Source organism: Pseudomonas sp. 10B238 (assembly GCF_000970615.1).
Taxonomy (GTDB): Bacteria; Pseudomonadota; Gammaproteobacteria; order Pseudomonadales; family Pseudomonadaceae; genus Stutzerimonas.
Map to the genome: position 1 here is coordinate 62464 of NZ_KQ033938.1, position 13639 is coordinate 76102.

Annotated in this window: 9 protein-coding genes, 3 tRNA genes and 1 pseudogene; 12 read left to right on the plus strand and 1 reads right to left on the minus strand. The window is 57.4% G+C overall.

Features of this window, described 5'->3' with window-relative positions; all coding sequences use genetic code 11:
- The first annotated feature begins 201 nt into the window (after positions 1-201).
- Positions 202-2298 carry a carboxy terminal-processing peptidase gene (locus RT21_RS17680; RefSeq protein WP_046163839.1) on the plus strand — a complete coding sequence of 699 codons (2097 nt, stop codon included), beginning with the start codon at positions 202-204 and terminating at the stop codon, positions 2296-2298.
- Positions 2299-2393: 95 nt separating this feature from the next.
- Positions 2394-3149, plus strand: a pseudogene (locus RT21_RS17685) (EAL domain-containing protein); the annotation flags it as partial.
- 308 nt (positions 3150-3457) lie between these two features.
- On the opposite strand, the gene RT21_RS17690 reads toward RT21_RS17685, so the two are convergent.
- Positions 3458-3691: a hypothetical protein gene (locus RT21_RS17690; RefSeq protein ID WP_052724763.1), complete on the minus strand. Its 234-nt coding sequence runs from the start codon at positions 3689-3691 to the stop codon at positions 3458-3460.
- A gap of 483 nt (positions 3692-4174) precedes the next feature.
- Between RT21_RS17690 and RT21_RS17695 the strand changes: the two genes are divergently transcribed.
- The 10 genes from RT21_RS17695 to rfaH all read left to right on the plus strand — a co-directional run bounded on the left by RT21_RS17695 (position 4175) and on the right by rfaH (position 13626).
- Positions 4175-4251, plus strand: a tRNA-Met gene (locus RT21_RS17695).
- Positions 4252-4433: 182 nt separating this feature from the next.
- Positions 4434-4510 (plus strand) — tRNA-Met (locus tag RT21_RS17700).
- A gap of 182 nt (positions 4511-4692) precedes the next feature.
- Positions 4693-4769, plus strand: a tRNA-Met gene (locus tag RT21_RS17705).
- 747 nt (positions 4770-5516) lie between these two features.
- A complete protein-coding gene (locus tag RT21_RS17710) occupies positions 5517-6290 on the plus strand; it encodes a hypothetical protein (RefSeq protein WP_046163772.1) in 774 nt (257 codons plus the stop codon).
- A gap of 60 nt (positions 6291-6350) precedes the next feature.
- Positions 6351-7532 carry a DegT/DnrJ/EryC1/StrS family aminotransferase gene (locus RT21_RS17715; RefSeq protein ID WP_046163773.1) on the plus strand — a complete coding sequence of 394 codons (1182 nt, stop codon included), beginning with the start codon at positions 6351-6353 and terminating at the stop codon, positions 7530-7532.
- A 22-nt stretch (positions 7533-7554) separates the two neighbouring features.
- Positions 7555-9081: a lipopolysaccharide biosynthesis protein gene (locus RT21_RS17720; RefSeq protein WP_046163774.1), complete on the plus strand. Its 1527-nt coding sequence runs from the start codon at positions 7555-7557 to the stop codon at positions 9079-9081.
- A 1-nt stretch (position 9082) separates the two neighbouring features.
- Complete coding sequence (locus RT21_RS17725; protein ID WP_046163775.1) at positions 9083-10012, plus strand: glycosyltransferase family 2 protein; 930 nt, start codon at positions 9083-9085, stop codon at positions 10010-10012.
- Between the two features lie 64 nt (positions 10013-10076).
- Positions 10077-12287: a polysaccharide biosynthesis tyrosine autokinase gene (locus RT21_RS17730; protein WP_046163776.1), complete on the plus strand. Its 2211-nt coding sequence runs from the start codon at positions 10077-10079 to the stop codon at positions 12285-12287.
- A gap of 20 nt (positions 12288-12307) precedes the next feature.
- Positions 12308-13051, plus strand: coding sequence for a WbqC family protein (locus RT21_RS17735; RefSeq protein WP_046163777.1), 744 nt, complete (start codon positions 12308-12310; stop codon positions 13049-13051).
- A 47-nt stretch (positions 13052-13098) separates the two neighbouring features.
- Entirely contained in the window at positions 13099-13626 is a 528-nt protein-coding gene (rfaH, locus tag RT21_RS17740) for a transcription/translation regulatory transformer protein RfaH (RefSeq protein ID WP_046163778.1), read from the plus strand.
- Positions 13627-13639: the final 13 nt, after the last annotated feature.

Below are 13639 nucleotides of genomic sequence, written 5' to 3' on the forward strand. Positions count from 1 at the left end.
CGCCCGTCTAAAACCGTGGAATGCCTTTTCGGTATCCTCTGGTGCAGCGAACCGCTCTGCCCCTCGGTGAGATCTGAATCGCGGCGTGCCAGCCGCCAGATACCATCGGGCTGTGTTTTTCCCGCCGAGCGGATTCCGTCCCGGCGCCTGATTTGATGGCCTAATATGCGTTATTACTCAGCCTCGCGTCGCTCCTTCGATATGAAACGATCATTGACCGCAGGCTTTCTAGCCCTGCTGGTTGGCCTTCAGGCCACTGCCACCTTCGCCAAACCTGCCGACCCAAATGCATGGGACTACCTGCAGCCTGACCGTGACCAGGTGATTGCCAGCCTCAACGTAGTCGAGCTGCTCAAGCGCCACCACTACAACAAGCCCCCGCTGAACGACGCCCGCTCGGCGAAGATCTTCGACAGCTACCTCGAGATGCTCGACCCTTCGCGCAGCTATTTCACTGCAGGGGACGTTGCCGAATTCGAAGCCTGGCGCAACCAGTTCGATGACTTTCTGAAGAACGGCAACCTTGAACCCGGGTTCATCATCTATAAGGTGCATCTGGAGCGACTGCAGAGCCGGCTGCAATATGCACTGAGCCTGCTGGAGCAAGGCGTCGACAGTTTTGACTTCACCGTTGACGAGGAGCTGTTGATCGATCGCGAAAATGCAGCGCGTCCCGAGAACGAACAGGAACTGGATGACCTCTGGCGCAAGCGCGTAAAGGATGAGGTGCTGCGGTTGAAGATCGCCGGCAAGGAACCCAAGGCCATCGAGGAACTGCTCACCAAACGTTACAAGAATCAGCTGTCGCGCCTTGAGCAGACTCGTGGCGAAGACGTGTTCCAGACTTATATCAATGCCTTCGCGCAGTCCTACGATCCGCACACCCAGTATCTGTCTCCTGACAATGCCGAAAACTTCGATATCAACATGAGTCTTTCTCTTGAAGGTATCGGGGCTGTACTGCAGAGCGACAACGAGCACGTGAAGGTGGTGCGCCTGGTCCCGGCTGGCCCTGCCGAGAAGAGCAAGCAGATCGCGCCTGCCGATAAGATCGTCGGCGTTGGTCAGAGTAATGAAGAGATGGTCGATGTGATCGGCTGGCGGCTCGACGAAGTCGTCAAACTGATCCGCGGCCCCAAAGGATCAGTTGTCCGACTCGAAGTCATCCCAGCGAGCAACGCGCCAAACGACCAGAGCAGCAAAGTCGTCGCAATCACCCGCGAAGCGGTCAAGCTTGAGGAGCAGGCGGCGAAGAAGTCGGTGCTTAAGCTCAATCAGGACGGTCGTGACTACAAGCTCGGGGTCATTGAAATTCCGGCGTTCTATCTCGACTTCAAGGCCCTGCGTGCTGGCGACAAGGAATACAAGAGCACCACCCGAGATGTGAAAAAACTGCTCACGGAGCTGGAGAAGGAAGATGTCGACGGAGTCGTCATCGACTTGCGTAACAATGGCGGCGGTTCCCTTCAGGAAGCCACTGAGCTGACCGGCCTGTTCATCGATCAAGGGCCTACGGTCCTGGTCCGCAATAGCGATGGCCGCGTCGACGTTCTGGCTGATGAGCAGCAAGGCGCGTTTTATAAGGGCCCGCTGGCAGTGCTGGTTAACCGACTGTCCGCATCGGCCTCGGAGATCTTCGCTGGCGCCATGCAGGACTACCACCGCGCACTGATCGTCGGTGGACAGACATTCGGCAAAGGCACCGTACAAACTGTCCAACCGCTTAATCACGGCGAACTCAAGCTGACGCTCGCCAAGTTCTACCGAGTCTCCGGACAAAGCACTCAGCATCAAGGCGTCATCCCGGACATCTCCTACCCCGCCGAGGTTGATACCAAGGAAATTGGCGAAAGCGCTTTGCCTGAAGCGATGCCATGGGACAGCATTCGAGCAGCGGTCAGCCCGGACATGAATCCGTTCAAGCCGTTCCTCGCCGAACTCAAGGCTCGTCATGAGGGGCGGACCAATGAGAATCCAGACTTTGTATTTACTCGGGATCGCCTCGCACTGACGCAGGAGCTTACTCACGAGACGACTATTAGTCTCAACGAGGAAAAGCGCAGGGCGCAGCAGGAGCGGATCGAGAAGCGTCAGCTGACACTGGAAAACACCTTGCGCAAGGCCAAGGGCGAAGAGCCACTGGCCAAGCTCGAAAAAGAAGACGAGACGACGCCGCACGTTGAAGATAAAAAAATCAAACCCGAGGACGATGCCTATCTGTCAGAAAGCGGCAGAATTCTGCTGGATTACCTGGGTTTGCAAGAGACGATGGCTAAGAACCAGCCTGACGAGCGCTAAACAACAGATGTCATCAAAATGACATCGTAGTGTCGTGAAATGCGAAGGGCCGCCATTGTGCGGCCCTTCGCATTTTAAGGCCGCACGAGACCATCATGACCGTTACCGAGCAGTTGAGCACGCTGGATTCCATCCTTGCTCACGGCAGCGTTACCAGCCTGTTCCAGCCCATCGTGTCGCTTTCCGAACGACTGATCCTCGGATACGAAGCGCTGACACGAGGGCCATCGAACACCTCGCTACACTCCCCTATCAACCTGCTCGCAGCAGCTCGACATGCCGGCCGACTCAATGAGCTGGAAATGACCTGTCGCGAGAACGCCTGTCGTCGCTACAGCCAGCAGCAGCTGCAGAGCAAACTGTTCCTCAACGTGTCTCCGGAAACGTTGTTGGATGCTAAGCACAAGCCGGGCCGCACTCTAGAGTTACTGCATCAATACGGCATCTCTGCCGACAAGGTGGTGATCGAACTTACGGAGCAGACGCCCACCGACGATTTCGAGCTGCTGCGTGCAGCCTTGCATCACTACCGTGACATGGGCTTTTCCATCGCTCTGGACGACCTCGGTGCTGGCTATTCCAGCCTGCGCATGTGGTCGGAGCTGCGCCCCGATTACGTCAAGATTGACCGCTACTTCATAGACGGCCTTCACCGCGACGCCGTGAAGCGCGAGTTTGTCGAATCGATCATGAAGATAGCCAGAGCGTCACAGGCTCAGGTCATCGCGGAAGGCATCGAGCTGAGTGAGGAACTGCACGTCCTTTCAGATATGGGCATCGACCTGGTTCAGGGCTATCTGTTGGGGCGACCTGAGGAGGAGCCAAGCGCCAGTGCTAGCCTTCGTTTGCCCAATTTTGCAAATCATGGCAAGCCAATAGGGGACGACCACCCGGCTTGGGCGCTCTGGCAGTCAAGCAAAGCGCGCTCCTTCCCTTCCATTCGGGCAGCCTGTTGTAGCTGTTCCATCAACAGGCAAATTTGAACATCGCAGCGCGACACGCAATCGGTCTCCAACGTAAGCAAAAGCTGCTGTCCGGCGACCTGTCACAGCAGCACCACCACTGACGATGGATGATCTCGTCGAGGCTAGCAGCAGTGGAGGCAGCATCGGGCGACGACATTTTCCTTTTGCCGTTATCGGCTCATAAAACGGGGCGATCAATCCTGATCTCGATCGCCCAATGTCCGGCGCGGGCGATGCTCCATATCGGTATCCGTGTCGCCATGATTGGATTGCTCATACGCCTGCTGCGGTCGCTGGTCGGGTACTTTGCGATCCTTCTCGGAATCTTCCGGTAGTCGTTCGATACCCGCACCGGTGCCCATAGACCCATTACCTAGGGTTCGATCGACCGAGCCCGAGTTCTGCGCCAGCTGAACGGGGCCTGGCATTGTGACTCCAGCTGTTGCCGTAGCTGTAGCTGCAAGCGCCGCTACCAGCGCGATAGGCAAATAGCTCCGCATACCCTTCTCCTCTATTCGAGTCGCTCCCAGCCATTTAGGCAGCCGGCTGCCGGCATAGGTCCACGTTGCCGACAGATGGAAAGCGGAACCGTTGTTTGCATTTCGCGGTCCACTACATCGAGAGCAGATGATGTCTAGTTAGAAAGGAATCCAACGATGATCACACCGCCACTGGTAATTCTTCTGATTGTGATTGGCTGGAGTGCAGCCGCCCTGGCAATGCTTTGGGGCATGCTGCGAATCGCGCGTCACCATCACAAAGCGTCCCCTAGCGCACGACCGGCTCGACACCAGCCCCCCTCGTCCGAGCCCCACGCCGCGCATGTTTCGCTAACTGCCTGACGAAAGATTGTCCGTTTGGCAATAAAACCGTGACAGATCAACCGAAAGATGTAGAATGCCGCCCACAGACGCGGGATGGAGCAGTCTGGTAGCTCGTCGGGCTCATAACCCGAAGGTCGTCGGTTCAAATCCGGCTCCCGCAACCAAATACGAAAAGGCCACTCAATCGAGTGGCCTTTTTCGTTTGTATCGCTGCATGACGCCTGAGTGGATGTGCTCAGCTCGTTGTGCCAAGCCAGCCAACCTGGCTAACCACCTGAAAATAAAACGCTTTATCGCCGCGGAAGGTTGACACGGGTTCGTCAGCCTGTAGAATGCCGCCCACAGACGCGGGATGGAGCAGTCTGGTAGCTCGTCGGGCTCATAACCCGAAGGTCGTCGGTTCAAATCCGGCTCCCGCAACCAAATACGAAAAGGCCACTCAATCGAGTGGCCTTTTTCGTTTGTATCGCTGCATGACGCCTGAGTGGATGTGCTCAGCTCGTTGTGCCAAGCCAGCCAACCTGGCTAACCACCTGAAAATAAAACGCTTTATCGCCGCGGAAGGTTGACACGGGTTCGTCAGCCTGTAGAATGCCGCCCACAGACGCGGGATGGAGCAGTCTGGTAGCTCGTCGGGCTCATAACCCGAAGGTCGTCGGTTCAAATCCGGCTCCCGCAACCAAATAGAAGGTCACTCATTGAGTGGCCTTTTTTTTTGCTGTTCGCTTTGCCTCATAAATAACTTATCTCGCATATAAAACCCGCCCCTTCTTTTAATTTTTCGGAATAAATGAAGAAGCTTTCAGCGCACATCTATTTGTTGCGCAAATGGTCGTAGATCAAACGGATTAGTTCCGAAGATTGAGCCAAACTAAGCCCCTCCCGACCTTCGCCTGCCTATCAGAGTAAGAACTCCCTTTGCTATCAATGAATTGAGATAAAGCACCCCGTTGGTGCATTTATTTTTTGTTTCGGATCTTGACTGCCGTCAGGTTCTGAATGTTAACTACATCACATAAATCAGCGGCAGTTCATTTAGGGCGGCAAACCAAAGGAAGCCGGTACTGCGCTGATGCACATGGATGGCGTTTCCCCCAGTTGTAGCTGGGCTGCCTGCGACAATAAATACTTTGATGCTTATCTCGAATTCTAGCCGAGTGCGGTAGCTCTGCCTGAAGCCTACTGCGGAGCCAGCCACTCTGGTTCAACAACAACGCAGACAGGGCCACAGGCGCCTAAGCAGCTGGTGGCGGTAGGTTCGCCAGGACGAATTACGTTAGCGGGAAGTCTATGCAGCGCTACTTGGGCTCATAGTTTTCTCAACGGTAATGCCATCTGCACCAGCCAATACCGTTGTCGAGCAGATTTGACTTTCCTAATACCTGACTAAAAGCGCTTACTCGACTGTATTATCCAACTGGAGTGCATCGTGAATACATCTTTTCGCAACTTGGAAGCGTCAGCCCTTCAGCTAATTACCAGCGAAATAAACAACAAAGGAAGCTCCTGCATTACCAACTTCCTATCAAACGAACAACTGGCATCGCTTCAAGAAAGCGTCCGGGTCGAGGCCGAAAAACATAAAGGAAGTTATTTCGCTCATCATGGTGGCGGCGAAATAGAAAGTTGTCTATTGGGCGCGCTAGGCGCTTCGCCAGAGTTTCGGAATATGTTGGCAAGTGTCTATCAGGCGGGCGCAGGGCAAGCCGCTTATAGCGATGAAATACTTAAAGTCCTGCGCTGTGTGCAGGGGACCTCAGGCCGGCGCGAGTCCAATTGCTTTCACTACGACGCCAGTCTGGTCACCGCACTACTGCCCATCGAAATTCCTCAAGACGGGGTCGATCGGGGTGATCTCATTCTGTTCCCCAATGGTCGCCGCATACGCTCCAATGTCCTGATTAACGTTGTGGAAAAAGCGTTATTGCAGAACGCACTGAGTCGAAAACTGATCAGCTCGGCCATCCGCCACAAGCTTTTGCGACCCGAAAAGCTTCAACTTGTCCCGGGCAACCTCTATCTGTTCTGGGGCTACCGCACACTGCATGCGAACGAACCCTGCGATCCCTCCCACCGCCGCGCAACAGCCATCTTCCACTATGGCGATCCCCACGCCGGTAGCTTCGCGACCCGCATGATCCTCAAGCTGAACCAGCGTCGGGCACGACGCGCAACAGCCCTGGGCACGCAACCTACTGCGTGATCTCACAGACGCACTTTTTTGCGTCTGCTATCCGATGTGACGACCGATAAGGACATCGAGATGATCAATGTCACCAAATCGTATCTGGGCAATAAAACCAAATTCCTGGGCTACGTCGACAGCATCTACGCATCCGGTTGGTTGACCAATCATGGTCCGCTGGTGACTGAGCTGGAGGAGCGGCTGCGCGATTACCTGGGTGTCAGGAATATCATCCTGACCAACAACGGAACCTTGGCGCTGCAGATTGCTTATCGAGCACTGAATCTCTCCGGCAGCGCCATCACAACTCCGTTCAGCTTCGTCGCCACCACCAGTTCGCTGCAGTGGGAGGGCGTCCGGCCGATATTCGCGGACATCGACAAGGCCACCTGGAACCTGGATCCCAAGGCGATCGAAGCGAGGATCGAGGGCGACACCCAAGCGATCGTGGCCACCCATGTCTTCGGCAATGCGTGCGACGTTGAGACTATCGCGCAGGTTGCACAGCGGCATCGCCTGAAGGTGATCTACGACGGCGCCCACGCGTTCAGCGTCCGCTACAAGGACCAGTCGGTATTCAACTGGGGCGACATCAGCACGCTCAGCTTTCACGCTACCAAGCTGTTCCACACCATCGAGGGCGGCGCCATCGTTACCAATGATGACGCCTTGGCGGAAAGGATTCGCTTGCTCTGCAACTTCGGCATTGTCGACACCGACATCATCGACGGCATCGGTATCAACGCCAAACTCAACGAATTTGCCGCCGCAATGGGCCTGTGCATCCTCGACGAGATGGCGTTGATTCTGGAGCAGCGAGAGGAAATCGCCAGCCGCTACGAACGACAGCTCGGTGATCATTTCGACTTGCAGCGCCAGCAGCCGTACTCACAACGCAACCACAGCTACTTCCCGATAGCCCTGACGGATGAAAACCAACTGCTGCAGTGTCGGGCGGCGCTTAAGAACAAGGGCATCAACCCGAGGCGCTACTTCTACCCCTCGTTAGACACACTCAGCTACGTGCAGCCGCAGATCCCACAAACCGAGTCCCGCGCCCTGAGTCGCCGGGTGCTGTGCCTGCCGATCTACCCGGGCCTGCCACGGCACGTCCAAAACACGGTTATCGAAACGCTATTGAATCAGTCATCGCAGGGCTGCCGCCTGGCCACCGAACGCGTCTGGCCTCAGGTCGCTGCCAGTCTGTTGCTGGAAGACCGTTTAAGCGCGCCAGCCCCAGCGTACAAGCGCATTTACTGACTCAATCAGAACGGCTGACGACATGTCCGATCGAAATCTATCGATGCTTCGCAACACCGGCCTTAGCTACGCAGGCCAAGCGTACGCCATGCTCATCGGCATTCTGATCCTGCCCTTCTATCTCGGGCACCTGGGCGCCGAGGCCTATGGCCTGATCGGCTTTTTCGCAGTCCTGCAGGCCTGGCTGCAGCTGCTGGACGCTGGCCTGTCCCCTTCGTTGGTTCGTCAAATAGCGCATTTCCGCGGTCGTAACGGCTCCGCGGCGCAACGCTACGAACCGGGACAACTGCTGCGTTCGTTCGAACTCATCTTCCTGCCGCTGGCACTGCTCACCGCGCTCAGCATCCATTTCGCCAGTGGTTGGATCGCTCACCAATGGTTGCAGGCAGAGGAGCTAAGCAGCGCCACGATCGTCCATTGCATCAGCCTGATGGGCTTGATGATCGGCCTCAAGCTCTACGCCACCCTCTACAAGAGTGGTCTGCAAGGCCTTGAGCTACATGCATGGCTGAATAGCGCAAATGTCATCGTCGCCACGCTGCGCTATTTCGGTGGGCTGTTTCTGGTGGCCAATATCAGCCAGAACCCGCAGGACTTCTTTGTCTTCCAGGCCGCTGTCGGACTGCTCGAAACCCTTATCTTCGCCGTCAAGGCCTACAGTTTGATGCCCAATCCGAAGCTGCTGACCGGCTTCAACTGGGCAGTGGTCAAGCCGGTTCTGCCCTTCGCTGCTGGCATTTCGCTGACCTCGGTGCTGTGGATCGTCCTGACGCAGCTGGACAAGGTGCTGCTGTCCAACGTGCTACCGCTTAAAGAGTACGGCTATTTCTCGCTGGTCGCGCTGATGGCGACCGGCATCATGACGTTGACCAATCCATTGGTGCAGACGCTGCTGCCGCGGATGACGATGCTCGTTGCTGAAGACCGGATCGCCGATATGCAGGCGCTCTACCTGAACGCGACCCGGTTCGTCTGCAGCCTATTGTTTCCCTTGGCCGGCGTGATCGCATTTCACGCCGCCGACCTGGTTTTCGCCTGGACCGGTGACGCAGAGGCAGCGAAATGGAGCCGCCATATACTGCCTTGGTACGTGGTCGGCAGCGCGATCATGGCCGTCACCGCCTTTCAGTTCTATCTGCAATACGCCTACGGTCAGCTGCGCCTCCATGTGTGGTTCAGCTTGGTCAGTGCAGTGCTGAGCATTCCCGTGGTCATTTACGCAACCCTTGAGCATGGCGTGTACGGCGCAGCGCTGGCCTGGTTCGGGCTACGCATGCTGACCTTTCTGATTTGGCCGTCGATGGTGCACAAGCGCTTCGGTGCCGGCCTGCGTCGACCCTGGCTACAAGATCTGTTGCGTATCACGGCCATGACCGGCCTGGGTCTGCTGATCGGCGAACCGGTGTTCGCCGCCATCGCCAGCGAAAACCGATTCGACATTCTTCTAGGGCTGGCGGTCAGCGGGCTGATCTGCCTGACGCTGGTGGCCTTCACCTCCAGGCCGGTAGTGATGCGGCTTTACGTAATGATGACCAAGTCGAGCGTTTGAAATGGATACCCAATCGAAAACCGAACAGGACGTCATGGCAGCGTGGGGCAATCAACGATCTCCCCTGCTGAGCATCATCTGCCTGACCTACAACCATGCAGCGTTCATAAAGGAAACGCTGGAAGGATTCATCCGGCAGGAAACCGATTTCCCATTCGAGGTGATCGTCCATGACGACGCCTCGACGGACAGCACCACGGCAATCATCCGTGAATACGCCGCGCGCTACCCGAACCTGATCAAGCCGATCTATCAGCGGGAGAACCAGTACAGCCTAGGGGTGCCGTTCAGCACGCGCCTGTTCGCTCAGGCCAGCGGCAGGTACATCGCCTATTGCGAAGGGGATGATTACTGGACGGACCCACGCAAGCTGCAGATCCAGGTGGACTTCCTCGAAAAACATCGCGACTACGTGATGACCTATCACGATGCATTCATGTTCAACAGTCAGGGCGTCGTCCGTACCCCTCATCTGACCGGCAAATATCGAAAGGACGCGAGCGCTCTACAGCTGAAACAGGCGCGCCCGATTTCAACCCTGACCGTCTGCTTTCGCAATCTGCTGCATGAGCTTCCGCCGGAGCTGCACGGTGTCGAGGTTCTGGACATCTGTTGGTGGTCATTGCTTGGTGCTCATGGCAAGGGCAAGTTCATCGAAGAGATCAAACCTGCGGCCTACCGGGTGCACGAAGGCGGCATCTTCTCGATGCGCAGCAGCAAGCAACGCATCCAGATGACCACGCACGCCTATTACAACCTCGCGCGTTACTACCAGCGCATCGGCGATTCGTCACTTTACGAGTACTTCATGATCCAGGTGTTCGCTCAGGTACTCGCTTCGATCTCCCCGCTCAGCAAGCTCCAGGCGCTGGGCCAGGTCTTCCAGAACATCAGCATCAATCTTTTACGCAGGCTGACCCCAGGTGTCTGACGAACACCTGGCCTTCACGCCCGCTGCTGCACCGATGGCGCAACACTCAAGGAAGGAACCCGCAATGACTGCAATGGCCCGCTCTTCGCTGGACTACGACGGCGATAACAGGATCGATCTGGCGCGCATTCTGCGCGTGGCGTTCGATCACAAGCGTCTTATTTTCACCATCACCACCCTCTTCGCGCTGCTCGGCGTCGCCTATGCCATCGTCGCCACGCCCATCTACGAAGCCACCGCGATGATCCAGATCGAGCCGAAGAAGGCGGGTATCACCGGCATTCCGGAAGCCGTGCCCCGGCCGAACTCGGTATCCCAGGCAATCACCGAAATAGAGCTGATCAAATCCCGTGCTGTGCTGGGAAGCACCGTCAATGATCTAAAGTTGTACATCACCACACGGCCTAAGTACGTCCCGCTGCTTGGCAGCTACCTGGCCCGCCAACACGATCCCCTAGAAGACGGCGAGCTGGCTGCGCCGATACTGGGAATGGACAGCTACGCTTGGGGCGGAGAGAAGCTAGACATCTTCCAGCTGGACGTGCCGGAAGCCTACCTGGGCGAGAAAATGCTGCTACGTGCAGGCACTGCCGGCTCATACCGTCTGTACGACGCTGATGAAAAGCTGCTGCTGACTGGCAAGACCAACGAAGCCGTGCAGCACGACGGTTTTCGGGTACAGATCGCCGAACTCAAGGCCCGTCCCGGCACCGAGTTCATCGTCGTGCGCAGCCGCCCGCAGACCACCGCGCTGGACTACCAGAAGCGACTGAAAGTGGGGGAAGCCGGCAAGGACTCCGGAATTATCTATCTCACGCTGGAGGATCCGGATTCGGAGAAAGCCAATCGCGTCCTCGATAAGATCAGTCGACTCTACGTGCTGCAGAACATCGAACGCAGCTCCGCCGAAGCAGCCCAGCGCCTGGAGTTTCTGCGGACTCAGGTGCCGTTAGTGCGCAAGGAGCTGGAAAAGGCCGAAGCCGCCCTCAACGACTATCAGACCAGCGCCCAGTCGGTGGATATCAGCATCGAGACCAAGGGCGTGCTCGATCAGATCGTCGCGCTGGAATCCCAGATCTCCGAGCACAACCTCAAGCGCACTGAATACAACCAGCTCTACACGCCGGAACACCCGACCTACCAGACGCTGATGAAGAAGATCGGCCAGTTGCAGGCGCAGAAAGCCGCGCTGATGGGGAAAATCGACACCCTGCCGATGACGCAGCAGGAACTCCTGCGCCTGAACCGCGACATGCAGGTCACCACTCGCACCTACACGCTGCTATTGGACAAGGCACAAGAGCAGGACATCCTGCGTGCGGGCACCATCGGCAACGTGCGCATCATCGACAGCGCCTACGCGGTGGTGGAAAAACCGGCCAAGCCGATCAAGCCCCTGGTGGTACTGGTTGCGATCTTCGTCGGGCTGCTGGTGTCGGCGATGGTGATCTTGTTGCGACAGGTGTTCTATCGCGGTATTGAAAGCCCCGAAACCATCGAACATCTGGGTACTCCCGTGTATGCGGCGTTGCCCTTCTCGCCGAAACAGGAGCACCTGTACCGGTTGCGGAAAATCCGCGATGGCCGAAGCAAGCTGCTGGGTCGCGCCGATCCGGCCGACCTGGCGATCGAATCTCTCCGCAGCCTGCGCACAAGCCTGAAATTCGCCATGCTCGAGGCACGCAATCAGGTACTGGTCATCACCAGCCCAACACCCTCGGTGGGCAAATCCTTCGTCGCCAGCAATCTGGCCTCGGTCATCGCCCAGGCCGGTCAGCGCGTGCTTCTGATCGATGCCGACATGCGGCGCGGCTACCTGGCCGGCATGTTCGGCCTGGGGCCGCGCAACGGTTTGTCCGACGCCCTGGCCAGCGGTTTGCAACTCGCCGCGGTAGTCAACAAGACCGATCAGGCCAACCTGCATTTCATCGCTAGCGGGCATTCCGCGCCCAACCCCTCAGAACTCTTGATGCACGAGAACTTCGCCCGGTTGCTGAAAGAAGCCGAGCGTGAATACGACTTCGTGATCGTCGATACACCACCGGTGTTGGCGGTAACGGATGCCGTCCTGGTTGCACAACAGGCCGGCACCTGCCTGTTGGTGGCCCGTTATGGGCTGAGCACCGCCGGCCAGGTCGAAGCCTCCAAGCGACGCTTGGCGCAGAACGGCGTACTGCTCAAGGGCGCCATCCTCAACGGCGTCAAACGCAGGGCCTCGAGCTCCGCCTACGAGACCGGGGCCTACGGTTACTACAGCTATTCTCAAAAAGCCTGACACACGCGAGGGATAAGCCCGTGCTCAGAACCGTCTCGATGATGCAGCCCTACCTGTTCCCCTACCTTGGCTATTTCCAGCTGATCGCGCGCAGCGATGTCTTTGTGCTGGGCGACGACCTTCAGTACGTCAAGGGCTCCTGGATTAACCGTAACCGCGTGCTGGCGAACGGGCAGCCAAAACTGATCACGTTCCCGTTGCGCAAAGCCAGCCAGTTCTCCCCGATCAACCAGCGCTGGCTATGCGACGAGTTCGAGCAGGAAGCTCAGAAACTGTTGAAAACGCTGGAGCTGAGCTACTCACGCGCACCACACAAGACCGAGGTGATAACGCTGGTGCGCCAGATTCTGGCTCATCCGGAACGCAACCTGGCGCGCTTCATCGAAAACTCCATTCGGCGGATCTGCGCCTATCTGCAGATCGCAACGCCTATCCGCATCGGCTCGGAGTTGGGCTTGCCGGCACGCATGGACAAGCAGGAACGCGTCGTCACCATCGCCCACAAGATGAACGCCGAGCTGTACATCAACCCCATTGGCGGCACGGCGCTCTACTGTCCTGCCTACTTCAGATCGAACGGACTGGTGCTGCGCTTTTTGCGCATGGATGACTTGAGCTATCCGCAGTTCAACCATCCCTTCGTGCCCTCGCTGTCGATCATCGACGTATTGATGTTCAACAGCCGAAGCGAAGCGCAGGCACTGCTCAAACGCTTTTCTCTGGTCGAGGGAATAGAGCAGTCGGCCATGTTGCAAGGCGCATGACGTCGACAGAACGGACATTGAAATTTTCACTACGGAAGGCAGTTCATATGACCTCGCTCAGCAGCGCTCGCTGGTACCTGATCCAGACCAAACCCCGCCAGGAAAGCCGCGCCGAAGACAATCTTCGACGTCAGCACTTCGAGTGCTACCGGCCAGTGAAGCCAAACGCCGCAGGGAACGGAAAGGCGGACGAAGCGCTCTTTCCGGGCTACCTGTTCATCCGTCTCGATCGGCAGCTGGATAACTGGTACCCGATCCGCTCCACTCGCGGCGTCGCCCGAGTGGTGGCCTTCGGTAGCGAGCCGACGCCGGTCAGAGACGAGCTGATCGAGCAGCTGCGCCAACGCCTGGCGGCCCCTTCCCAGAAGCCGCAGTTCGAACCAGGCGAAAAGGTGCAGCTGCACAGTGGCAGCTTCAACGAGCTCGAGGCGATCTTTGTCAGCGCTGACGGCGAGAAGCGTTCGGTGATCTTGCTGAACCTGTTGCAGCGTGAACAAAAGGTCCGTGTGCCCACGCGCTACCTCTGCAGCACCGCCGCCCTTCCTGGCCTAGCGCTGGCCTGTCGAGCGGATTGACGGCTCATCGAGG